General features: G+C 67.9%; 18 protein-coding genes. 11 read left to right on the forward strand and 7 right to left on the reverse strand.

The genetic code is table 11. The features are described from left to right. Positions 1 to 43: 43 nt before the first annotated feature. Positions 44 to 2716, forward strand: a complete 2673-nt coding sequence (gene topA, locus ABLE91_RS14755; protein WP_348931766.1) for a type I DNA topoisomerase — start codon at positions 44 to 46, stop codon at positions 2714 to 2716. A gap of 10 nt (positions 2717 to 2726) precedes the next feature. Here topA and ABLE91_RS14760 read toward each other — a convergent pair whose 3' ends face one another. Beyond that, positions 2727 to 4214, reverse strand: a complete 1488-nt coding sequence (locus ABLE91_RS14760; RefSeq protein WP_348931768.1) for an MDR family MFS transporter — start codon at positions 4212 to 4214, stop codon at positions 2727 to 2729. A gap of 264 nt (positions 4215 to 4478) precedes the next feature. Between ABLE91_RS14760 and rnr the strand changes: the two genes are divergently transcribed. The 6 genes from rnr to ABLE91_RS14790 all read left to right on the forward strand — a co-directional run bounded on the left by rnr (position 4479) and on the right by ABLE91_RS14790 (position 10223). Beyond that, on the forward strand, positions 4479 to 6815 hold the full coding sequence (gene rnr, locus ABLE91_RS14765) for a ribonuclease R (protein ID WP_510181956.1): 2337 nt from the start codon (positions 4479 to 4481) through the stop codon (positions 6813 to 6815). Continuing rightward, complete coding sequence (locus tag ABLE91_RS14770; protein ID WP_348931770.1) at positions 6812 to 7243, forward strand: DUF983 domain-containing protein; 432 nt, start codon at positions 6812 to 6814, stop codon at positions 7241 to 7243. Before rnr ends, ABLE91_RS14770 begins: the two co-directional genes overlap by 4 nt. Beyond that, positions 7240 to 7974 carry an NUDIX hydrolase gene (locus ABLE91_RS14775; RefSeq protein WP_348931772.1) on the forward strand — a complete coding sequence of 245 codons (735 nt, stop codon included), beginning with the start codon at positions 7240 to 7242 and terminating at the stop codon, positions 7972 to 7974. The genes ABLE91_RS14770 and ABLE91_RS14775 overlap by 4 nt, the downstream gene beginning before the upstream one ends. Positions 7975 to 8014: 40 nt before the next feature. Further along, the gene (locus tag ABLE91_RS14780) at positions 8015 to 9163 is read left to right on the forward strand and encodes an MFS transporter (RefSeq protein ID WP_348931773.1); all 1149 of its coding nucleotides are present in this window, start codon (positions 8015 to 8017) and stop codon (positions 9161 to 9163) included. 118 nt (positions 9164 to 9281) lie between these two features. Next, positions 9282 to 9449 carry a 50S ribosomal protein L33 gene (gene rpmG, locus ABLE91_RS14785; protein WP_132033308.1) on the forward strand — a complete coding sequence of 56 codons (168 nt, stop codon included), beginning with the start codon at positions 9282 to 9284 and terminating at the stop codon, positions 9447 to 9449. A 108-nt stretch (positions 9450 to 9557) separates the two neighbouring features. Next, entirely contained in the window at positions 9558 to 10223 is a 666-nt protein-coding gene (locus ABLE91_RS14790) for a TenA family protein (protein WP_348931774.1), read from the forward strand. A gap of 108 nt (positions 10224 to 10331) precedes the next feature. Here ABLE91_RS14790 and ABLE91_RS14795 read toward each other — a convergent pair whose 3' ends face one another. The 3 genes from ABLE91_RS14795 to ABLE91_RS14805 form a co-directional block, all read right to left on the reverse strand. Next, positions 10332 to 11336, reverse strand: a complete 1005-nt coding sequence (locus ABLE91_RS14795) for a peptidoglycan DD-metalloendopeptidase family protein (protein WP_348931776.1) — start codon at positions 11334 to 11336, stop codon at positions 10332 to 10334. A 321-nt stretch (positions 11337 to 11657) separates the two neighbouring features. After that, on the reverse strand, positions 11658 to 12929 hold the full coding sequence (locus ABLE91_RS14800; protein WP_348931778.1) for an alpha/beta hydrolase: 1272 nt from the start codon (positions 12927 to 12929) through the stop codon (positions 11658 to 11660). A 90-nt stretch (positions 12930 to 13019) separates the two neighbouring features. Beyond that, positions 13020 to 13673, reverse strand: a complete 654-nt coding sequence (locus ABLE91_RS14805; RefSeq protein ID WP_348931779.1) for a protein-L-isoaspartate(D-aspartate) O-methyltransferase — start codon at positions 13671 to 13673, stop codon at positions 13020 to 13022. Positions 13674 to 13782: 109 nt separating this feature from the next. Between ABLE91_RS14805 and recG the strand changes: the two genes are divergently transcribed. Both recG and ABLE91_RS14815 read left to right on the forward strand, forming a co-directional pair. Next, positions 13783 to 15876 carry an ATP-dependent DNA helicase RecG gene (gene recG / locus ABLE91_RS14810; RefSeq protein ID WP_348931781.1) on the forward strand — a complete coding sequence of 698 codons (2094 nt, stop codon included), beginning with the start codon at positions 13783 to 13785 and terminating at the stop codon, positions 15874 to 15876. Between the two features lie 6 nt (positions 15877 to 15882). Beyond that, positions 15883 to 16248, forward strand: coding sequence for a YbaN family protein (locus ABLE91_RS14815; RefSeq protein ID WP_348931783.1), 366 nt, complete (start codon positions 15883 to 15885; stop codon positions 16246 to 16248). 25 nt (positions 16249 to 16273) lie between these two features. Here the strand turns inward: ABLE91_RS14815 and glmS are convergent, their stop codons facing one another. After that, positions 16274 to 18097: a glutamine--fructose-6-phosphate transaminase (isomerizing) gene (gene glmS, locus ABLE91_RS14820; RefSeq protein WP_348932071.1), complete on the reverse strand. Its 1824-nt coding sequence runs from the start codon at positions 18095 to 18097 to the stop codon at positions 16274 to 16276. Between the two features lie 96 nt (positions 18098 to 18193). Next, a complete protein-coding gene (gene glmU, locus ABLE91_RS14825) occupies positions 18194 to 19555 on the reverse strand; it encodes a bifunctional UDP-N-acetylglucosamine diphosphorylase/glucosamine-1-phosphate N-acetyltransferase GlmU (protein ID WP_348931784.1) in 1362 nt (453 codons plus the stop codon). A gap of 118 nt (positions 19556 to 19673) precedes the next feature. On the opposite strand from glmU, the gene ABLE91_RS14830 reads away from it, so the two are divergent. Then, entirely contained in the window at positions 19674 to 20054 is a 381-nt protein-coding gene (locus tag ABLE91_RS14830; protein ID WP_348931786.1) for a hypothetical protein, read from the forward strand. Here ABLE91_RS14830 and ABLE91_RS14835 read toward each other — a convergent pair. Further along, positions 20014 to 21666 (reverse strand): glycoside hydrolase family 17 protein, encoded by a 1653-nt coding sequence (locus ABLE91_RS14835; protein ID WP_348931787.1) that lies wholly within the window; start codon positions 21664 to 21666, stop codon positions 20014 to 20016. The genes ABLE91_RS14830 and ABLE91_RS14835 overlap by 41 nt on opposite strands. A gap of 189 nt (positions 21667 to 21855) precedes the next feature. On the opposite strand from ABLE91_RS14835, the gene ABLE91_RS14840 reads away from it, so the two are divergent. Further along, the gene (locus ABLE91_RS14840) at positions 21856 to 22299 is read left to right on the forward strand and encodes a hypothetical protein (RefSeq protein WP_348931789.1); all 444 of its coding nucleotides are present in this window, start codon (positions 21856 to 21858) and stop codon (positions 22297 to 22299) included. Positions 22300 to 22399: the final 100 nt, after the last annotated feature.

The raw sequence follows: 22399 nt of genomic DNA on the forward strand, positions 1-22399 counted from the left end.
CCGCCGCCGCAGGGGCCGCGGCGTTCTCAAGAGACAACTTACGATGCAGGTCGTCATCGTCGAATCGCCTGCCAAGGCGAAGACGATCAACAAATATCTCGGTCCGGACTATGAGGTTATCGCCTCCTACGGACATGTGCGCGATCTCCCCTCGAAGGACGGCTCGGTGGATCCCGACGCCGACTTCCGCATGCTGTGGGAGGTGGATCCGAAGGCGCAGAAGCGTCTGAACGAGATCGCCCAGGCGGTGAAGAAGGCCGATGGCCTGATCCTCGCGACCGACCCGGATCGCGAAGGCGAGGCCATTTCCTGGCACGTGCTGGAGATCCTCAAGGAAAAGAAGGCGCTGCGCGACCAGAAGGTCGAGCGGGTGGTCTTCAACGCCATCACCAAGCAGGCCGTCCTCGACGCCATGAAGGCGCCCCGCGCCGTCGATGTGGCGCTGGTGGATGCCTATCTGGCCCGCCGCGCGCTTGATTATCTCGTGGGCTTCACCCTCTCCCCCGTGCTCTGGCGCAAGCTGCCGGGCGCCCGCTCGGCGGGCCGCGTGCAGTCGGTGGCGCTGCGCCTCGTCTGCGACCGCGAGCGGGAGATCGAGACCTTCGTCGCCCGCGAATACTGGTCCATCGTCGCCCAGCTCGCGACCCCGCGCGGCGAACCGTTCGAGGCGCGGCTTTCGGGCGCGGACGGCAAGAAGATCACCCGCCTCTCGGTGGGCACGGCGGAGGAGGCCGCGGCCTTCCGCGCGGCGCTGAACAGCGCGAACTTCACCGTCAGCAATATCGAGGCGAAGCCGGTCCGGCGCCATCCGCAGCCGCCCTTCACCACCTCGACGCTCCAGCAGGAGGCGAGCCGCAAGCTCGGCCTCGCCCCCGCCCGCACCATGCAGCTCGCCCAGCGCCTGTATGAAGGCATAGACGTGGGCGGCGAGACCGTGGGTCTCATCACCTATATGCGAACCGACGGCGTCGACATGGCGCCGGAAGCGGTGGCCGCCACGCGGCAAGCCATCGGCAACCAGTTCGGCGACCGCTATCTGCCTTCGGCGCCGCGCAAATACACCACCAAGGCGAAGAATGCGCAGGAGGCCCACGAGGCCATCCGCCCCACCGATCCCACCCGCACGCCCGGCTCCGTGGCGCGCAATCTCGATCCCGAGCAGGCCAAGCTCTACGAGCTGATCTGGACCCGCACGGTGGCGAGCCAGATGGAATCGGCGGAGATGGAGCGCACCACCGCCGACATCCGCGCCGCCGTCTCCGGCCGCGAGCTGGAACTGACCGCCACCGGCACCGTCATCAAGTTCGACGGCTTCCTCGCCCTCTATCGCGAAGGCAAGGATGACGACGACGACGATGAGGAGAGCCGCCGCCTGCCCGCTATGGCGCGGGGCGACGCCCTCTCCAGGCGCGACATCGTCACCACCCAGCACTTCACCGAGCCGCCGCCGCGCTATTCGGAAGCGTCCCTCGTGAAGCGCATGGAGGAGCTGGGCATCGGCCGCCCCTCCACCTATGCCGCCGTGCTCGCGGTGCTGCGCGACCGCGAATATGTGAAGCTCGACAAAAAGCGCCTCGTGCCCGAGGACAAGGGACGGCTCGTCACCGCCTTCCTGCAGAGCTTCTTCAAGAGGTACGTGGAATACGATTTCACCGCAGACCTGGAAGAGAAACTCGACCAGATCTCGGCGGACGAGTTGGACTGGAAACAGGTCCTGCGCGACTTCTGGTCGGACTTCCATCTTGCCATCGACGCTACCAAGGACCTGCGCGTCTCGCAGGTGCTGGACGCCCTGGACGAGATCCTCACCGCCCACATCTTCCCGCCCACCACGGATGGGACCGACCCGCGCGTCTGCCCCACCTGCGGCACGGGCCGGCTTTCGCTGAAGATGGGCAAATTCGGTGCCTTTATCGGCTGCTCCAACTATCCCGAATGCCGCCACACCCGCCCGCTGACCGGCGAGGCGGCGCCTGAAGGCGACGGCGTGCGCAAGCTCGGCGCGGACCCGGAGACCGGGCTCGAAGTCACGCTGCGCGATGGCCGCTTCGGCGCCTATCTCCAGTTGGGCGAGGCCGAGAATGGCGAGAAGCCGAAGCGCTCCAGCCTGCCGAAGGGGCTCGCCCCGGCGGACGTGGACCTGGAGAAGGCCCTGGCCCTGCTCGCCTTGCCGCGCACCATGGGAACCCATCCCGAGGACGGAGCGCCCATCATCGCCGGCATCGGGCGGTTCGGCCCCTATATCCAGCACGGCAAGGTCTACGCCAATCTGGACAAGGACGACGACATCCTCTCCATCGGCCTCAACCGGGCCGTGGTGCTGCTGGCGGAGAAGCAAGCCAAGGGCGGACGCGGCGGCGCGACCGCCGGCCGGTCGCTGGGCGATCATCCGAGCGGTGGCGCCATTACCGTGCGCGCCGGCCGCTTCGGGCCATACGTGAACCACGGCAAGGTCAACGCGACCCTGCCCAAGTCCGTCGATCCGGAAGCCCTGACCCTGGCCGAGGCCATCGCCATCATCGACGCCAAGGCGGCGACCATGCCTGCGGGCAAGACCAGCGCGCGCGGCAAGAAGACGGCGAAGGCCGATGCGGGCGAAGGCACGGCCGCCAAGCCCGCTAAGGCAAAGGCTGCGCCCAAGGCGAAGACGGCCACCAAGGCCAAAGCCGCAACCGCCAAGGGAACAGCGGCCAAGGGAGCCAAGAGCGCCGGCTGATGCCGGCCTCTCACTCTATGGGCATCGCCTCGGCCGCTTCGCGCACCGTCGCGCGCAGCGGCAATTCCTTCATCGCGATGAGGAAGACGAGCCCGCAGGCGAGCGCCGCCGCCCCTCCCCCGAACACCAGGCTGAAGGCGGAATGCAGCTTCCCCTGGTCCGCGCCATGGGCGAGCTGCGCGAAATCGCCGGTCTCGCTGACACCGAGCGCGCCGATGAACACGGCCCCCAGCAGCGCCACCATCAGCGCGCCGCCGAGCGCACGGAAGAAGTTGGCCGCCCCCGTCGCCGTACCGAGCAGGTGAAGCGGCACCGCATTCTGGATGCAGACGGTGGAGATGGGGAACACCATGCCCATGCCCACGCTGGCGACCGTGAGCAGCACGACCCAGATCCACACCGGCAGGTCGGCCGGAATGACCGCCGCCGCCAGCAGGCACGCCACCGCCAGCACCATGCCGGCCACGGCCGGCCGCTTATAGTGCGTGAGCAGCGCCATGGCCCGGCCGCCAGCCACGGCGCCCACCACGGTGGCGGCCATCTGCGGGATCAGCGCCATGCCCGCCATGCTGGCGGAGAAGCCGCGGGCGGTCTCGAAATAGAGCGGCGTCATGATGGTGAGCGCGATCATGGTGCCATAGATGAAACAGGCGGCGCCCGTCGCATTGCCCACCACCGGGTCCGCGAGGATGGAGAGCGGGAGGAAGGGTTCGGACGCCGTCCGCATGCGCCAGACGAACAGGATGCCGGTCACCACCGACACCGCCAGCAGCGACAGGATCTCCGGGCTCGTCCAGGGATAATGGACACCGCCCGAGGTCATGGCGAGGAGCAGCGTGGTGGAGGACACCACCATCAGCCCGCAGCCCAGGAAATCCAGCTCATGGGGCCGGCCGTGGCGCGGCAGGCGGCCCAGCATCTTGCGCATCACCAGGAAGGCGGCGAGGCCGAGGGGAATGTTGATCCAGAAGATGAGCGACCAGTGCACGTGCTGGGCGAACACGCCGCCCACCACGGGGCCGGCAATGCTGCTCACCGCGAACACGCTGGCGAAATAGCCCTGGTAGCGCCCGCGCTCGCGCGGCGAGACCACGTCGGCGATGACGGTCTGGGCCAACGAGATCAGCCCACCGCCGCCGAGCCCCTGGAGACCGCGGGAGACGATCAGCATCAGCATGCTCTGCGACATGGCGCAGGCCAGCGAGCCGATGGAGAACAGGGCGATGGCCACCAGCAGCACCACGCCGCGCCCATGGATGTCGCTGAGCTTGCCGTAGAGCGGCGTCACGGTGGTGGAGGCCAGAAGATAGGCCGTGACCACCCAGGAGAGGTTGACGAAATCGCCGAGGTCGGCGCCGATGGTCGGAAGGGCGGTCGCGACGATGGTCTGGTCCAGTGCCGCCAGGAACATGGCGAGCATCAGGCCGAAGATGATGGACAGGATTTCGCTGTGCGAGAACGCCGAGGACGTCTCAGCCGGGTCGGACACGCCGCTCATTTTTTGGCTGGCTCTTTAGAATGCGCGCTCTTGGTGCCACGGGCTTCGATACGAAAAGCCTTGGCGCCTTGAATCGCTGCTGAAGCTGAATAGATAGATAGGCTACCTTACTATTTTCTTCAACTCAAAGCCGCGCGACTCGCCCCGAGGCGCGTGGTCGGGTAGCCTTCGGCGAACGGAAATCGAATCTTGGCGAAACGTATCTCCCCAGCCGGCCGATCTGCAAAGACCCGCGGCAAACCGCGCAGTGCTGCCGGGCCGGCACTGCCCGAGGCCCCCGCGCGGGACGGACGCCTGCCGTCCAAGGCGGAGCTGCTCGCCTTCATCGCGGCGCGTGGCGGCGACATCGGCAAGCGCGACATCGCCCGCGCCTTCGGCCTCGGCGCCGACCAGAAGCTGGAACTCAAGGCACTATTGCAAGAGCTGGACGCGGACGGCGCGGTGGATCGGCGCAGGCGCAAGGTCCATGTGCCGGGCGCCCTGCCCGGCGTGGTGCTCGCCGACATCACCAGCCGCGATGCCGATGGCGAGTTCATCGCCGTGCCGGTGGAATGGAACGAGGAGGAGCATGGCGAGGCGCCGCGCATCCTCGTCCAGGTGCCCCGGCGGACACGCGGCCCGGCCCCCGGCCTCTCCGACCGCGTGCTGCTGCGCATGGCGGACGGGCCGCAGGACGGGCGCTATGTGGGGCGCGTCATCAAAGTCCTGGAGAAGGCGCGCCGGCAGCAATTGGGCATCTACCGCGCCGCGCCCCAGGGCGGCGGGCGCATCATCCCCATCGACAAGAAGAATCTCGGCCGCGAGCTTCAGGTGCCCCCCGGTGCCGAGCAGGATGCGGCCGATGGCGATCTCGTCTCCGTGGAACTCATGCGCCAGCGGGTGTTCGGCCTGCCCACCGCGCGGGTGAAGGAGAAGCTCGGCTCGCTCTCCAGCGAGAAGGCCATTTCGCTGGTGGCCATCCACGCCCACGGCATTCCCCACGTCTTCCCCCAGAACGCGCTGGCCGAAGCGGACAAGGCCAAGCCGGTGAAGGCGGCGGGCCGCGAGGACTGGCGCGGCGTGCCCCTCGTCACCATCGACCCGCCGGACGCGAAGGACCATGACGATGCGGTCCATGCGGTGCGCGATGAAGACCCGGCCAACCCCGGCGGCTTCATCGTCACCGTCGCCATCGCGGACGTGGCGGCCTATGTGACGCCCGGCTCGGCGCTGGATCGCGAGGCGGTGCTGCGCGGCAATTCGGTCTATTTCCCCGACCGCGTCGTGCCGATGCTGCCAGAGCGCATCTCCAACGATCTGTGCTCGCTCCGCCCCTTGGAGGACCGGCCGGCACTGGCCGTGCGTATGGTCATCGGCGGCGACGGGCGCAAGAAGAGCCACACGTTCCACCGCATCCTCATGCGCTCGGCGGCGAAGCTCGCTTATGCCCAGGCCCAGGCGGCCATGGACGGCCAGCCGGACGAGACCACCTCCCCGCTGCTCGCCGACGTGCTGCGCCCGCTTTACGCAGCCTATGCCTGTGTGAAGAAGGCGCGCGACGCGCGCCAGCCGTTGGACCTCAACCTGCCCGAGCGCAAGATCCTCCTGAAGCCGGACGGCACCGTGGACAAGGTGATCGTGCCGGCCCGCCTCGACGCGCACCGGCTGATCGAGGAATTCATGATCCTCGCCAATGTGGCCGCCGCCGAGACGCTGGAGGCGAAACGCACACCCCTCGTCTACCGCGTGCATGACGGCCCGACGCTGGAGAAGCTGGCGAACCTGCGCACATTCCTCCTCACCATCGACATCAAGCTGCCCAAGAGCGACACGGTTCGCCCCTCCAATTTCAACCGCATCCTGGAGGAGGTGGACGGCACCGATGTCGCCCCGCTGGTGAACCAGGTGATCCTGCGCAGCCAGTCGCAGGCGGAGTACGCGTCGGACAATTACGGGCATTTCGGCCTCAATTTGCGGCGCTACGCCCATTTCACCTCGCCCATCCGCCGCTACGCCGACCTCATCGTGCATCGCGGGCTGGTGCGGGCCCACGGCTTCGGCAAGGACGGGCTCTCCGAGGAGACGATGCCCGACGAGCTCGCCGAGATCGCCGCCGCCATCTCCGTCACCGAGCGCCGCGCCATGGCGGCGGAGCGCGAGACGGTGGATCGGCTCATCGCCCACCACCTTGCCGATCAGATCGGCGCCACTTTCGGCGCCCGCATCAGCGGCGCCACCCGGGCGGGGCTTTTCGTCGCGCTGGACGAGACGGGGGCGGACGGTTTCATCCCCGCGTCCACGCTCGGCGCGGACTATTACCGTTTTGACGAGACCCGCCAGGCACTTGTGGGCGACCGCACCGGCGAGATGCACCGCATCGGCGACCGCGTGGAAGTGAAATTGGTGGAGGCGGCGCCGGTCGCGGGCGCGCTCCGGTTTGAGCTTCTGTCCGAGGGCGCCTATCTAGGGGGCGGGCGCGGCAAGTCCCGCCCGCCGCGCGGCATGCCCAAGCGAGGCAAGTTCGGCGGCAGACCCGGCGGCACGTCCGAGGGTCCTCCGCGCGGTCCGCGCGAGGGCTCCCGCCCCGCCAAGGCCGCACGGAAAGGTCGCAGGCAGACATGAGCATGACGGACGACGGCGCGCCCCGCGCCCCGGGCAATGCGATGATGCGCGGCTTCATGTGCCGCTGCCCGAAATGCGGCAAGGGACGTATGTTCAAGGCCTATCTGAAGGTGGCCGACACCTGCCCCATCTGCAGCGAGGCGCTCTACCACCACCGCGCCGACGACGCCCCGCCTTACGTGACCATCATGGTGGTCGGCCACATCGTGGTGCCCCTGCTGGTGCTGGTCGAAGAGGCGTTCCGCCCCGCGGTTTGGCTGCACCTCGCCATCTTCCTACCGCTCACCTTTCTCTTGAGCGTCCTGCTCCTGCCGCCCATAAAGGGCGCGCTCGTGGGGTTGCAATGGGCGCTGCGCATGCATGGTTTCGACCCGCGCAGCCCAGAGCACGAGCCCTTCCCACCGGACGCATCGCCAAAGGCACCATGACCGACCTCGCCGAACGCCTCACCAATACCGAGCGGGAGGAGCACTGGCCGAACGTGCGCCCGAAGGACGCCGCCTCCCTGGTGCTGCTCGACCGCAGCGGCAAGGTGCCGCGCGTGCTCATGGGCCTGCGTCATCCCGGCCACCGGTTCATGCCCAATGTGTTCGTGTTTCCCGGCGGACGCGTGGAGCTTGCGGACAAGTCCATGCCGGTCCACGGCGTGCTGGACACGGACAGCGAGCGGCGCCTGGGGCAGCACGTCTCGCGCCCCTCCCTGACCCGCGGCCGGGCGCTGGCCGCCGCCGCCATCCGGGAGACGTATGAGGAAACCGGCCTGTTGCTCGGCACCACCGAGGCGGGCGCACCCGAGATTCCGGCCGAATCCTGGAAACCGTTCGAGGAAAAGGGGGTCTTCCCCGACCTTGAAGCCCTCACCTTCGTGTTTCGCGCCATCACCCCGCCGCGGCGGCCGAAGCGGTTCGACACCCGCTTCTTTGCGGCTGATGTGAATGCCATCTGCGCGAAGGTGGACGGGCTGGTCGGCCCCTCCTCCGAGCTCGTCGAGACGCGCTGGCTCACCTTCGCGGAAACCGAGAAGGCGGAACTTCCCGCCATCACCCGCGTCATTCTCGAAGAACTGCGCACCCGCCTCGACGCCGGGTTCCGGCGCGAACTGCCCGTGCCCTTCTACAGCATGCACCGCGGCCGCTTCGTCCGAGTGGCCCTAGACTAGATTAGGACATTTCATGCACGCCCCGGCGACGGCGGCTCAGATGAGCCGGACGGCCTCAATTACCGCCGCCATTTCCTCGATCTCCGTTGTGGGCATCGGGATCAGCCTCTCCATCCCCCTCCTCGCGCTGGAGATGGAGTCGCGCGGCATCAACCATTCCTGGATCGGCATCAACACGGCTGTGGCCGGCATCGCCACGGTCATCACGGCCCCGTTCGTGCCGGCTTTGGTGCGCCGGTTCGGCCCGCGCACGTTGCTGGGCCTCGCCATCGCAGTCACCGCCCTGAGCCTGCCAGCCTTCAAGGCGTCCTCCTCGTTCCTGCTATGGTTCCCGCTGCGCTTCGCGCTCGGCGCGGCGCTCTGCATCCTGTTCGCCGTGAGCGAATTCTGGATCAATGCGGTGGCCCCGCCGAACCGGCGCGGGCTCATCATGGGCGTCTATGCCACCGCCTTGTCCATCGGCGCGGCTGTCGGCCCAGTGATCCTCAGCGTGCTGGGCACGCAAGGCTGGCCGCCCTACCTTGCCGGTGCCGCCGTGCTGGCGGCCGGGCTCATCCCCATCCTGCTCGCCAAGGGCATGGCGCCGAAGATCGCCGACGAGGGCGGCAGCCACGGTGTCCTCTCCTTCATCCGGAAATCGCCCTCGGCGACGCTGGCCGCTCTGGTGTTTGGCGCCATCGAGACCGCGGTGATGAGCTTCCTGCCGCTCTATGGCCTGCGCCTCGGCATGCCGGAAGGGCAGGCCTCCCTGCTGCTCACCATCGCCGTTTTGGGCAATGTGGCGTTCCAGATCCCGCTCGGCATCATCAGCGACAGGATCGACCGGCGCCTGCTGCTGATCTTCTGCTCCTTTGTCGGCACGGTGGGGGCGTTCGTTCTGCCCTATGTGCCGGTGGCGAGCCTTACCTTCCACGTGGCCGTCTTCCTGGTGACGGGAATCGTCGGCAGCCTCTACACGGTGGGCCTTGCCCATCTCGGTGCCCGATTCCATGGCGCCGACCTTGCCGCGGCCAATGCGGCCTTCGTCATGCTCTATTCCATCGGCCTCGTCATCGGCCCGCCTTTGGTTGGCTTCGGCATGGACCTTTATGATCCTTATGGTTTCGCCATCGTCATCGGCACCATGCTCGGGATGTATGTGACGGTGGTCAGCGCGCGCTTCGCACTCAGCGGACGTGCCAATGCTTGACAAAACGGAGCGAATGAACCAGTTTCCGCGCCCACGAGCCGCCGCGCCGGCAGCGCGTGCGATTAGCTATTGAACCCGCGCTGCCTCGGGCAAGCCAGCGGCACCAGGATTCAGAATTATGGCCAAGGCTGCAACCATCAAGATCAAGCTCCTGTCCAGCGCGGACACGGGCGTGTTCTACGTGACCAAGAAGAACTCCCGCACCAAGACCGACAAGCTGGTGCTGAAGAAGTACGACCCGGTCGCCAAGAAGCACGTCGAGTTCCGCGAGACCAAGATCAAGTGAGCTTGTGACGCTTCATCGTGACTAAGGGCGTCCCTCGGGGCGCCCTTTTTGTTTGTGCCCGCCAGTGCCCCTCTTCACAGGCCCGCAGCACGACACTGGAACCAGGCCATGGACATCTTCGATCGCCTGAAGGCAGCCGCAGCCTCCGACTGGCAGAGTTATGTAGACCACGATTTCGTACGCCAGCTTGGCGCTGGCACGCTGCCGCAGGCCGCCTTCCAGGCCTATCTGGTGCAGGATTATCTGTTCCTCATTCAGTTCGCCCGCGCCTGGGCGCTTGCCGCCTATAAGAGCCGCACCCTTGCCGACATCCGCGTGGCCCAGGAAGGGCTGGGGGCCGTCCTGAACGAAACCGAGCTCCACATTCGCCTATGCGCCAGATGGGGCCTGTCACGAAACGACATCGAAGCGGCGCCCGAGCATCAGGCCACGGTGGCTTACACGCGCTTCGTGCTGGACTGCGGCGCGGCCGGCGACCTGCTCGACCTTCATGTGGCCCTCGCGCCCTGCGTCATCGGCTATGCGGAGATCGGCCGCGCCCTCGCGCCCCAAGGTCTCGATGGCCTGGGCAGTCACCCTTATCGGGACTGGATCGGCGAGTATGCGGGCGAAGGCTATCAGAGCGTGGCGTCAGCGGCGCGGCGCCATCTCGATGAACTGGCCGGGAGGGCGATGACGGAGCGGCGTTTCGTCGAGCTCGCCGCCCTGTTCGCGCAGGCATCGCGCCTGGAAGCCGACTTTTGGCAGATGGGGTTTGACCTCGCCGGACATTGACCCGGCACCGAATCTCCGCCGGCGCCGGACCATGGGGGCGGAAACTCTCGAAGCCATCGGGCGCGACGGCTTCTGCTCCAAGAGCCGATGCCGCCGCCGTTCAGACTATCACAGGCCCGCCACGTACTGGCTCGGGTCCACCGGCTGCGAGCCCTTGCGGATCTCGAAGTGGAGCTGGGGAGTGTTCACCCCGCCGCTCTGGCCGGCCTTGGCGACGATCTGGCCGCGCCGCACGGTGTCGCCGCGCTTCACCAGAAGCTCGCTGTTGTGGGCATAAGCGGTGACGTAGCCGTCCGCATGCTTGATCAGGACGAGGTTGCCGTAGCCCTTCAGCTCGTTGCCGGCATAGGCGACCGTGCCATCTTCGGCGGAGCGCACGGAAGTGCCTTCCGGCACCGCAAAGTTCACGCCGTCATTCTTGGTGCCGCCCGGCTTCGGGCCGAAGCCGGAAATCACCCGGCCGCGCACCGGCGCCCGGAATTGCGGGCCGGAGCCGGCGGCGCGCGGCGCGTCGTCCGCATCGTCTGCCGCTGCCACCTTGGCGGGCGCGGCCGGTGCTGCGGCTGCCGTCGCCTGCTTGGCAGGAGCAGCGGGGGCCACCGCCTGAGCGGCGGGGGTCGCGGCCGCGGTGGGGGCGGCGAGCGGGGCTGCTGCTGAAACCGCGGCGGTCTTTGCGGCCGGCGCGGCGGGCGTGGCAACCTTGGGGGCGGGCGCAGCCACAACCGGCGGAGCAGCGACCGGGGCCACGGCCACCTGGGCGGGCTTCGGCGCGGCGACCGCGGGATGAGCCGCAAGGTTGCCCGCGCTCTGCGGCACGATCAGCGTCTGGCCGATGCGCAGGGTCGCTTCGTGGGTCAGGCCGTTGGTGACCGCAAGCTGCGAGGCGGTGGTGCCGTAATTGCGGGCGATGGAGGTCAGCGTCTCGCCGCCGGTCACCACATGGGTCGCGCCGGCGGCGCGCGGCGCGGGAGGCGCAACCGCGGTGTGCACCGGGGCCGCTGCGGGCGCGGGATAGGCCGGATAATTTGTCGGGGCATAGGCCACCGGCGGCCCGGAGGGCGCGGCCGGCTGGGCAGCCGCCTGATACGAGGTGCCGATCGGCGCGCTATCCACGCGAGCGGTGGGCGCCGAGCCCAGCGACCCTGTCACCTCGGGCGAACCCTGGGTCGAAGGTGGGTAAGGGCTCGACAAGGACGCGAGGCGGGTCGAATCGGAGCTGCACCCGGCAAGTGCGGCCGATGCCAGCCCAGCCAGGGCGAGCTTCGCCAAAGCGCTAGATCCCAAGGTCTTGCAGGAAGAAGGCATATGACCGCACTCGCACGCTACGAATTGACGTGAGTAAAGCGGCGCGGAGTAAACACCGGCTTAAATGCCGTGAAATCGCTCGAATCTCGCGCTGGTACGCGACATTTTTGCAACAGACCGAAATCCAGCTCAGCGCTGCGTCACCGGCGGGGTGGTCAGCAGGTCTCCGGTGGAGGTCGCGGTATTGGTGACGGTGGAGCCCAATTGCTGGACCTGCGCACCGAAATTCTCCCGCGACGTAGGGTCAAGCACCGCCACAGGCGCCGATATGACCACGCCCGCTGCCGTGCCGATGCTTGCGGCGGCACCGGTGGTCACCTGGATGATCCGGTCGCCCACGCCTTCACGCCCGTCGGTCAAGCTCTGACCGGCGAGGAGGCGGCTGCCGATCAACTGCACCACTTCCGGGCTCTCCGCGAACTTGCCGTGGTTGAGTTGGTCCCCGGTCCTCAGCTTGGTCAGGTCGACCACCGTGATCTTGTCCGCCTCGAACTCCGATTTGTAGGGCTCCTGGGACGGGTCCACCTGCCCAAGCCGCGCCTTCGAGCCCCAGACCCTCTGGGACACCTGAAGCGCCCGGTCATCCTGGGAGACGAAGAGGGTGAAGTTCGGCCGGATGGGACCAAAGTCCCTCATCTGGGTGCGGAAGATGTCCACGTCCACATCAGGCGCGGCCAGCATCACGGTCTTGATCTTGGGCAGGATGCGGCCGTTGCGGATGGCCATCTGGCGCAGCGCCTCCAGCGTCACCCAATTCCCCATGGAATGGGCGAGGACGGAAATCTCCCCGACGTTCGGGTCCTTGGCGAGGACGGTGAGCAGCTTTTCCAGCGCGTCGCGGGAATAAGACGCGCTCTCGCGGTCATAGCCATAAGCGAGCAAGCTGCCGCGCGAGGGCCAGGTGAACAGCACCGGCACCACGTCCGCCCCGGAATCATGGACGATCTGGGCGAAGCGGAAGACCGCATCCTCGAAACGGTTGTTGTAGCCATGGATGAAGACCAGCGCCTGCCGCTTGGGGGTGCTGCGGACCTTCCGGTTGAACCAGGCCTGGGCCTGATTCAACGAGACGATTTCGGCCTTTGTCGTCACGAAGTCGGTGGCCGGATTGCCGGGCACGCTTTTCGGCCACTGCACCTCGCCGATGGTGCGCGCGCTGTCCGGCGGCAATGAGACGGTAATCTCGGCAAAGCCGGGGTCCCAGGCCCGGTCACCGCCATAGAGGTCGCCGCCGGTGATCTGGGCGCGGGTGGTGGCAACCACCATCTCCACCTGGCTGGTGCCTTGGACCGTCTCGGCGACGGGGATCAGGATGCCCGGCGGCCGGCCGGCGCAGGCGGCCAGCCAAAGGCTCGCCAGCACGCTTGCGGCAACCGCTACGATTCCCCGGTGACGCCTCAAGACGCGACCTCCTCCCCCGATCCCCGGGTCGATAGAGGAGGAGGATGCCGGGCGCAAATGGCATCTGCGCGACTGGCTAACGGTGCCCGGTCACAGCGTCGCCGACAGGCCCTCGAGCAAGGGCACGAACCGCACCGCCGAAAGGGTGGTGGACGAGATGCCGCTAGGGCTCTTGGCGTAGCGGATCAGATGCTGCACCGAGGCGGGATCGCCCACCGGCGCCACGAGGATGCCGTCCGGCTTGAGCTGGTCGAACAAGGCGCGGGGCACCTCGGGGGTGGCGGCGGTGACCATGATGCGGTCGAACGGCGCGCGGGCGGGCGCCCCGCCCCTTCCGTCCGCCACCAGGGCCGCGACGTTGCGCAGCCCCAGCACCTGGAACCGCGCCTGGGCATCGGCCACCAGCGAGCGATAGCGGTCCACCGTCACCACATCAGCGGCGAGATGGGCGAGGATGGCCGCCTGATAGCCGGAGCCGGTGCCCACCTCCAGAACCCGGTGGGTGGCGGTGACGGCAAGGGCCTCGGTCATCTCCACCACCACGCTCGGCTGCGACATGGTCTGGCCGCAGGCGATGGGAAGCGCCACATCGTCATAGGCGTGCTGCCGCAGCCCCGGGTCCACGAACAAGGCGCGCGGCACCAGCTCCATGGCGCGCAGCACCAGTTCGTCCTTCGCGCCGCGCCGGCGCAGCCCCCGGACAAAGGCCGCGCGCTCGGTCTCCTCCGTCTTCGTGTCGCTCATGGGCTCCGCCGTGACTTCGTGACGCTTGGAACAATACCAGAAATCTTCGATGGCACGGGGGCTTGCGCGCCCTTGCGCGTGCCGCCCCGCTCCTGCACTTTCGCCCGCCATGCGTCCAGCCCTCCTCGACCCCCTGTTCGCGCCCCTGACGACGCTCAAGGGGATCGGCCCCAAGATGGAGCGGCCCTTCGCGCGGCTGCTGGGGCGAGAGGTGCCGCGGGTGGTGGACCTCCTGTTCCACATGCCCTCCGGCTTCGTGGACCGCCGCGCCCGACCCACCATCGCAGGCGCTCTGCCTGAGACGGACGTCACACTGGAAGTGCGGGTGGACGGGCACCATCCCGCGCCGCCCGGCCGCCGCGCGCCCCACCGCACCTTCGTGAGCGACGCCACCGGCGATCTCGTGGTGGTGCATTTCAACATCGAGGCAAGCTTCATCGAGCGCATGCTGCCGGTGGGCGCCACCCGCTGGCTGTGCGGGCGCATCTCGCTCTATGACGGGATGCGGCAGATGACCCATCCCGACCGCATCCTCGATGCGGCGGGGCTCGCGAAGCTCGCGCCCATCGAGCCGGTCTATCCCCTGGTGGAGGGGCTCGGCGGCGGGCAGGTCCGGCGCGCCATGGAAGCTGCGCTGGCCCGCGTGCCCGATCTGCCGGAAGCCATCCCTGGCGAAATCCTGGCGAACGAGCGCTGGCCGGACTTCAAGGCGGCGCTCCACCGCCTCCACCGCCCCGCCGATCTCGCGGACGTCGAGCCCATGGGGGCGCCCTGGCGGCGCCTGGCGTTCCAGGAATTTCTTGCCCATCAGGTGACCCTCGGGCTCGTGCGCGCCCAGCAGATCGAGGTGGGCGGCCGCTCCAGCAGCGGAGACGGCCGTCTCATGGAGGCGGTGCGCGCGGCCCTGCCCTTCTCCCTGACCCTGGCGCAGGAGACCGCCTTCTCGGACATCCGGGCCGACATCGCCTCCGACAAGCGCATGCTCCGCCTGCTCCAGGGTGATGTGGGCTCCGGCAAGACCGTGGTGGCGCTGCTCGCCGCCGCCTGCGTCATCGAGGCGGGGCGGCAGGCGGCGCTCATGGCGCCCACCGAAGTGCTCGCCCGGCAGCATTACGAGACCATCGCGCCCCTGGCGGCCGCCGCCGGCATCGGCACTGCGATCCTCACCGGCCGGGAGAAGGGCCGTGCCCGTCAGGCCATCCTCGACGACCTCGCCGCCGGCCGCATCGGCCTCCTCGTCGGCACCCATGCTTTGATCCAGCCGGATGTTGTCTTCGCCGACCTCGCGCTTGCCATCGTGGACGAGCAGCACCGCTTCGGCGTGGAGCAGCGCCTCACCCTATCCCGCAAGGGCGAATCGGCGGACATGCTGCTGATGACCGCCACGCCCATCCCGCGCACCTTGGTCCTTACCTTGTTCGGCGACATGGCAAGCTCCGAGCTGCGCGAGAAGCCGCCCGGCCGGCAGCCGGTGGACACCCGCTCCATCTCCCTCGAACGCCTGGACGAGGTGAGCGACGCCGTTGGCCGGGCGCTTGCCGGCGGGGCGCAGGCCTATTGGATCTGCCCCCTGGTGGAGGAGAGCGACACGAGCGACCTGGCCGACGCCACCGAGCGCCATGCCGTGCTCAAGGCGCGCTTCGGTCCTCGCGTGGACCTCGTCCATGGCCGCATGTCCGGCACGGAGAAGGATGGGGCCATGGCGCGCTTCTCCTCGGGGGAGACCCGCATCCTCGTCGCGACCACCGTGGTGGAGGTGGGCGTGAACGTGCCCAACGCCACCCTCATGGTGATCGAGCATGCCGAGCGCTTCGGCCTTGCCCAGCTTCACCAATTGCGCGGGCGCGTCGGGCGCGGCGACAAGCCGTCCACCTGCCTGCTCCTCTATCGGGGGCCTTTGGGCGAGACCGCGAAGGCGCGCCTTGCCATGCTGCGGTCCAGCGAGGACGGCTTTGCCATTGCCGAGGAAGATCTGCGTTTGCGCGGCGAAGGCGACGTGCTGGGCACGCGGCAGAGCGGCTTTCCCGGCTTCGACGTGGCGCGGCTGGAATTCCACTCACCCCAGGTCGCCGCAGCGCGGGAAGCGTCGGCGCACCTCCTTGCCCGCGACCCGCACCTCTCCGCCCCGGGCAGCGAGGCCGTGCGCACCTTACTCTATCTGCACGGCCGCGACGCGGCCATGCGCCTCCTGTCGGCAGGCTGAAGTCTCATGCAAGTCATCTGGCGCAGGACTGTTTTCGCAACGGGCTGCTTGTTCCTCATCCTCGGCGCCATCGGCATGGTTGTGCCCATGCTGCCGGGTACGGTCTTCCTCATCCTCGCGGCATGGTGCTTCGCGCGCACCTCACCGCGATTCGAGGCGTGGCTGGTGAACCACCGCTATCTCGGCCCGAGCGTGCGGCGCTGGCAGGAGACGGGCGCCATTCCCCTCCCCGTCAAGCTCCTTGCTTTGACGAGCTTCGTGGGCACCTGGACGGGGTCCTGGTATGTGGGGGCGCCGAGCTACGTGCTCATTCCCCTCGCCATCCTGTTCGTGGTCCTCGCCGCCTTCATGGTGACGCGCCCGTCGCGATAGCGCCGGGCGCCGCCCCAGGCCGCCGCTATTCCACGGTCACCGACTTGGCGAGATTGCGCGGCTGGTCCACGTCCGTGCCCATGAGCACCGCCGTGTGATAGGCGATGAGCTGCACCGGGATGGCATAGACCAAGGGCGCGACCGTCGCCGGCATCTCGGGCAGGATCAGTTTCTGCACCGCGTCCACGCTGGCGGCTTCGGCGCCCTTCCGGTCGGTCAGGAGGATAATCCGCCCGCCGCGCGCCGCCACCTCCTCCATGTTCGAGACCGTCTTGTCGAAGATGCGGTCGTAGGGCGCGATGACGACCACCGGCATGGTCTCGTCGATGAGGGCGATGGGGCCGTGCTTCAGCTCGCCGCCGGCATAGCCCTCGGCGTGGATGTAGGAGATTTCCTTCAGCTTCAGCGCGCCTTCGAGCGCAAGCGGGTAGTTGGTGCCGCGCCCGAGATAGAGCACGTCCCGCGCCTTCGCGAGCGTGCGCGCCAGCAGCTCGATCTCGGGGCTGAGCTTCAGCGCCTCGCTCATCAGCCGCGGCACTTCCACCATGGCCCGCACCAGCCGGCGCTCATCGTCCTCGGACAGGTGGCCGCGCGCGCGGCCGATGCCCACCGCAAGGCAGGCGAGGGTCGCAAGCTGGCAGGTGAAGGCCTTGGTGGAGGCAACGCCGATCTCCGGGCCCGCCAGGGTCGGCAGCACCACGTCCGCCTCCCGCGCGATGGTGGAGGTGGCCACGTTCACCACGGCGATGGTCTTCTGCCCGCATTCCTTGGCATAGCGGAGCGAGGCGAGGGTGTCGGCGGTCTCGCCCGACTGGGAGATGACGATGGTCACGCCGCGCCCGTTGAGCGGGGTCTCGCGATAACGGAACTCGGAGGCGATGTCGGTGGAGACCGGAAGGCGCCCGAAGCGCTCGAACCAATATTCCGCCACCGCCCCCGCATAGAGGGCCGTGCCGCAGGCCGTGATGGAGACGTGGTCGATCTCGGCAAAGTCGAAAGGCAGTTCCGGCAGGGAGACCGTCTCGGCGGCAAGGTCGAGATAATGGCCGAAGGTGTGGGCGATCACCTCCGGCTGCTCATAGATCTCCTTCGCCATGAAATGGCGGTGATTGCCCTTGTCCACCAGCAGCGTGCTCGCCGGCACCTTGATGGCCGGGCGCTGCACGATGGCGCCGCTCTCATCGTGGATCTCGGCACCGGCGCGGGTGATCACCGCCCAGTCGCCCTCTTCCAGATAGGCGATGACATCGGTGAACGGGCCGAGCGCGATGGCGTCCGAGCCGAGGAACATCTGTCCCTCGCCATAGCCGAGGGCGAGGGGCGAGCCTTTGCGGGCTGCGATCATGAGGTCGTCATGGCCGTCGAACAGGAAAGCCAGCGCAAAGGCGCCTTTCAGCCGCGGCAGGGCCGCGGCCACGGCGGCCTGGGGGCCCTTGCCCTGCAGCATCTCGCGATCCACGAGCTGGGCGACGACTTCCGTGTCCGTGTCGCTCCGGAAGGTGACGCCTTCGTCCTCCAGCTCGTGCTTCAGCTCGCGGAAATTCTCGATGATGCCGTTATGGACCACGGCAACGCGCTTGGTGGTGTGGGGGTGGGCGTTGCGCTCGGACGGCTTGCCGTGGGTGGCCCAGCGTGTGTGGCCGATGCCGGAATGACCCGCCAGGGGATGGCGGAACAGCTTATGGGTGAGGTTCTTCAGCTTCCCTTCGGCGCGGCAGACCGCGAGGTGCCCGTCCTCCAGGGTCGCGACGCCTGCGGAATCATAGCCCCGGTATTCCAGCCGGCGCAGGGATTCCACCAGGCTGTCCGCAACAGATTCCTTACCCAGGATGCCGACGATGCCACACATAAGCTGAGCCGCTCCGCGATTGACGTACCGTTTCTGTAGCATGGCGTGCGCGCCATGCTCGTCACTTCCTCTATCGCTTTCTGACAGCGCAAAGGCTCAGCTCTTGGAGGCTTTCGCTTTGGCCTCTGCCAGCTTCGCCCGCATCTCGACAGCGCGGCCCTCTTTCGTCACTTGCCGGACGCGCGCGATGGCGAGCGAATCCGCCGGCACATCGTCGGTGATGACCGAGCCGGTGCCCACATAGGCCCCTGCCCCGATGGTCACCGGCGCCACAAGGGCGGAGTGGACGCCGATGAAGGCGCCCTTGCCGATCTCGGTGCGGAACTTGGAATAGCCGTCATAATTGCAGGTGATGGTGCCCGCGCCGAGATTGCTGTCGGCGCCCACATGGGCATCGCCCACATAAGACAAGTGGTTCACCTTCACGCCGCTTTCCAGGTGGGCGGCCTTCGTCTCCACGAAATTGCCGATGCGCACCCCGGTTTCGAGCCGCGTGCCGGGCCGCAGGCGGGCATAGGGGCCGATGGAGACGCCGCTTTCCAGCACCGCGCCTTCCAGATGGCTGAAAGAGTGAATCACCACATTGTCGGCCACCGTCACGCCGACGCCGAACACCACGTGCGGCTCCACCAGCACGTCGCGGCCCAGCTTGGTGTCGGCGGACAGGAACACGGTCTCGGGCGCAACGAGGGTGGCGCCCCCTTCCATGGCCGCGCGGCGCAGGCGGCGTTGGAGGATGGCCTCGGCCTCGGCGAGCTGGACGCGGCTGTTGACGCCGACCACCTCCTCCACCACCGCCTCGGCGGCCGCCGCCGTCAGCCCTTCCTCATTGGCGATCTCCACCACGTCGGTGAGATAATATTCGCCCTTGGAATTGTCGTTCTTCACCGCATCCAGCAGCTTGAGCGCATGGGTGCCGGCCAGCGCCATGAGCCCGGCATTGCAGAAATCGATGTTCTTCTCCGAAGGGCTCGCCTCCTTCTCCTCGCGGATGGCGAGAAGCTCCGGCCCCTCCATGATGAGCCGTCCGTAGCCCGTCGGGTTCTCCGGCCGGAAGCCCAGGGCGGTCACGGCGGCGCCTTCCGCCAGCCGGGCGCGCAGAGCCAGCAGCGTTTCCGCCCGCACGAGAGGGGTGTCGGCATAGAGAATCAGGATGTCGTCCGCCGGCTGCTCCAGGGCGCCGCGCGCCGCGAGCACGGCATGGGCCGTGCCGAGCCGCTCGGTCTGGACGAACACCTGCGCCTCCGGCGCCACGCGCCGTGCTTCCGCCGCCACGTCCTCCCGGTCCGGACCCACCACCACGGTGATGCGCGTCGCGCCGGCAGCCTGGGAGGCGGCGAGCACGTGATTGAGCATGGTGAGGCCGGCAATCCTGTGAAGGACCTTGGGCTGGCGCGAGACCATGCGTGTCCCCTCACCCGCCGCGAGAACCACGACGAGCAGGCTGCGTTCTGTCATTGGCTTTCCCTCAGCGACATGGGGTTTCCTTATCGCGCCCATCGTTAACGGAAAAGCCGGCACCGATATTGTCCCCCCGGCGGGGGAATGGCATGGATGGGATCAGATGGAGGCCGAGATGGCGAACAGCACCTTTACTCCCGGCCCGCGCGCCATGAACTGGCTGATCTTCACCACCATGGCCGCCACCGGCTGGGCCTTTTATGTGCGCTATCTGGTGATCGAGCCGTCCATCGTCGGCCTCGCCTGCGATGCCGGGCTGAAGAGCGCGCAGTGCCAGATGCGCTCGGTGGTGATCGCGCTGTTCGGCTGGTCGGTGTTCGGCGCCATCGCTTTGGCGGCGGCGGCGTTTCAGTTCCTGAAGCCGTCGCGGGCGGGCCTTCTCATCGGCTTCGCCTTCGCCGGCATCGCGCTGGTGCTTTACAACAACATCGCCGGCGCCATCGCGGCGATGCTGCTCATCCTTTCACTCGCGCGCCCAGGACACGCCACGAAGTGAAAGCCATGGCGAGGCAGATGGTGCCGAACCAGAATGCCTGCCAGTTGTGCAGGGTCTCGTTGAGCGGAATGTAGAGGCCCGCCGCCAGAAGCAGCCAGAAGCCGGCCCGCTCCCCCATGGCGACCCCGTCGCCGTCCGGTCGCCGCCGGATCGCCAGAAGCACAAGAGCAAGCGCAACCGGCGTCAGCGGATAGACCGGGAAATCCTTGTAGCGCGGGTCGAAAATCAGCTCGAGGGCGACTTCGCCCACCGCCAGCAATCCGAGCGCAAGCAGCGCGGAGATGGCGATGCCCCGCATTTTCTGGCCACGCCGATTCTTGAAATCCAGCGCCACGGCCAGGGGCCTCAGGGGCTCCCTGCGCATGAAGAAGATGCCGGCAAGCGCCACGGCCGCGACGGACAGGACGAGGAACGCGACGTTGCGCGTCCAGCCGACCCAGCCCAGGCTCTCCAGAGGCAGGTTTGCCAGGGTGCTTCCCAGTGTCACCCCGCCCGCCAGGGCGACGGCAGCGACGCACAGCCAGGCGCCGGCATTGGGCAGGGGCTCGCCGCGCTTGCGCGCCCGCCGCGCCGTGCGGGCGGCGATACCGAAGGCCAGCACCACGAGCGCGGCCCCCACCAGGGCCTGGGCGCGCCATTGGGGGTGATTGCTGACCGGCTCGCCCCAATGGAACTTCTCGGTGCGGTTGCCGGCGTCGATCAGGCCCCAATGGCCGCCGACCGTGCCCTCGTTGCGCCGCTTCCAGGGCTGGTCATAGGCTTCGATGACGTTGACGCGGTAGCCCTTCTCCTTGGCCAGCTTGAGCACTTCATGCATGACCAGCGCCTGGTCGGAGGGCGAGGGCAGCGCGCCTTCGCGCATGCGGCCCGCGCTCGGCCAGCCGGTTTCGCCGATCAGGATCTCCTTGCCGGGAAACTGGTCCGCCACATGCTGGCGGATGAGGTCGATGTGCCGGCCCGCCTCCTGCGCCGAAACCGGCAGGTCCTCCCAATAGGGCAGGATATGGACGGTGACGAAATCCACCTCACCCGCCAGCGCCTTCGCGCGCTCCCAGAACTCCCACACGTCCGCATAGGTGACGGGCACATTGCCGACGCGGGATTTCACCTCCCTCAGGATGGCGGCAATGTCGGTGGAGGAGAGCTCGCCCCGCAGCATCACCTCATTGCCCACCACCAGCGCCGCGACCGTGTCAGGATATTGCTGGGCAAGGCTCACTCCGGCGTCGATCTCCTTGCGGTTCTTCTCCTGGTCGCCGCTGAGCCAGATGCCCTGGAACACCTTGAGCCCGTGCTTCTTCGCCAGCGGCACCACCTTGTCGAGGCCGAGTTCCACCGAATAGGTGCGCACGCAGGCGGCGAGCGTCGCGAGCTGCGCAAGGTCCTCGTCGATCTGCGCTTCGGGAATGGGCGTGCCGCCATTGAGCGGCGACTGACCGTCGCGGAACGGCGCATAGGAGACGCAGGGCAGCTTCTCCCCGGCCGCGAGCGGCGAGGCCGGCATCGCCACCGGCTGCCCCATCCAGGCCCAGAACGCCGCAACGACTGCAAGGACCGCCAGGAAGAGCACGACCGGCAGCACGGCGCCCGAAGGGCGGAGGGAAAACGGCATGGCAGCTCCCAGCACCCGACTTTCGGGCAACCTTCGCGACATAAAGCTTCCGGAGGGGCCTGTGAAGGGAGCGCGCCCCAAGCCTGCTACTTCGGGGCGCATGTCGTCATGCTGACAAAATCGGTGCCTTCTTCTAACGTGTCACCGCGGAACGCCTTCCGCTCACCAGCCTCGAACACAATGGCCGTCATGGACCGTTTTCGTATCGCTCTGCTCGCGGGCGCTGTTTTCCTTGCCTGCGCGGGCTCGGCAGCTGCCCAATCCTCCTCCCCCGACCAGAAGCCGGCGCAGCCGGAGCAGGTCACGCCTGAGCAGCAGGCCGCGCGCGATGCGCAGCGCCGTTCCGTCGAGGAGTTCGCCGAGGCGGCCAAGCTCCCCGGCGCGGCGGGCCTGCCGGAATGCGTCTGGACGGGACGACGTATTGCCACACTCCTCTGGCGTGACGACATCGACACCGCCCGCCGGCACCTTGAGCTCTATGAGCGGTTCGGCTGCCCGACCGAGCACCTGAAGCTCACCTTCCGGTGCCTGGTGCGCCAGGGCAACATCGATCCGAAAACGCAGGAGCGCCTGCCCGCGCGTGTTCAGCAATGTTGGGTTAATCCCGACTATGTTGCTGCACCTGCGCAATAATTAGATCACGCTGGCGCCCCGGCCCCGCCGAACGGCTGCCACAGTCCCCATTTACCTCTTTATTTGAGAGGTTTAGTGTCTCGATGCACCGCCGTAAAAT

It is taken from the genome of Aquabacter albus, from assembly GCF_040049275.1.
GTDB lineage: Bacteria > Pseudomonadota > Alphaproteobacteria > Rhizobiales > Xanthobacteraceae > Aquabacter.

What these genes read in the sequence shown, in the direction of transcription:
- ABLE91_RS14775 (WP_348931772.1), top strand. Translation starts at nt 7,240, where the DNA reads ATGACCGACCTCGCCGAACGCCTCACCAATACCGAGCGGGAGGAGCAC.
- ABLE91_RS14830 (WP_348931786.1), top strand. Translation starts at nt 19,674, where the DNA reads ATGGCGAACAGCACCTTTACTCCCGGCCCGCGCGCCATGAACTGGCTG.
- glmU (WP_348931784.1), bottom strand. Translation starts at nt 19,555, where the DNA reads ATGACAGAACGCAGCCTGCTCGTCGTGGTTCTCGCGGCGGGTGAGGGG.
- topA (WP_348931766.1), top strand. Translation starts at nt 44, where the DNA reads ATGCAGGTCGTCATCGTCGAATCGCCTGCCAAGGCGAAGACGATCAAC.
- ABLE91_RS14780 (WP_348931773.1), top strand. Translation starts at nt 8,015, where the DNA reads ATGAGCCGGACGGCCTCAATTACCGCCGCCATTTCCTCGATCTCCGTT.
- glmS (WP_348932071.1), bottom strand. Translation starts at nt 18,097, where the DNA reads ATGTGTGGCATCGTCGGCATCCTGGGTAAGGAATCTGTTGCGGACAGC.
- ABLE91_RS14805 (WP_348931779.1), bottom strand. Translation starts at nt 13,673, where the DNA reads ATGAGCGACACGAAGACGGAGGAGACCGAGCGCGCGGCCTTTGTCCGG.
- ABLE91_RS14835 (WP_348931787.1), bottom strand. Translation starts at nt 21,666, where the DNA reads ATGCCGTTTTCCCTCCGCCCTTCGGGCGCCGTGCTGCCGGTCGTGCTC.
- ABLE91_RS14790 (WP_348931774.1), top strand. Translation starts at nt 9,558, where the DNA reads ATGGACATCTTCGATCGCCTGAAGGCAGCCGCAGCCTCCGACTGGCAG.
- ABLE91_RS14770 (WP_348931770.1), top strand. Translation starts at nt 6,812, where the DNA reads ATGAGCATGACGGACGACGGCGCGCCCCGCGCCCCGGGCAATGCGATG.
- ABLE91_RS14760 (WP_348931768.1), bottom strand. Translation starts at nt 4,214, where the DNA reads ATGAGCGGCGTGTCCGACCCGGCTGAGACGTCCTCGGCGTTCTCGCAC.
- ABLE91_RS14815 (WP_348931783.1), top strand. Translation starts at nt 15,883, where the DNA reads ATGCAAGTCATCTGGCGCAGGACTGTTTTCGCAACGGGCTGCTTGTTC.
- rpmG (WP_132033308.1), top strand. Translation starts at nt 9,282, where the DNA reads ATGGCCAAGGCTGCAACCATCAAGATCAAGCTCCTGTCCAGCGCGGAC.
- ABLE91_RS14840 (WP_348931789.1), top strand. Translation starts at nt 21,856, where the DNA reads ATGGACCGTTTTCGTATCGCTCTGCTCGCGGGCGCTGTTTTCCTTGCC.
- recG (WP_348931781.1), top strand. Translation starts at nt 13,783, where the DNA reads ATGCGTCCAGCCCTCCTCGACCCCCTGTTCGCGCCCCTGACGACGCTC.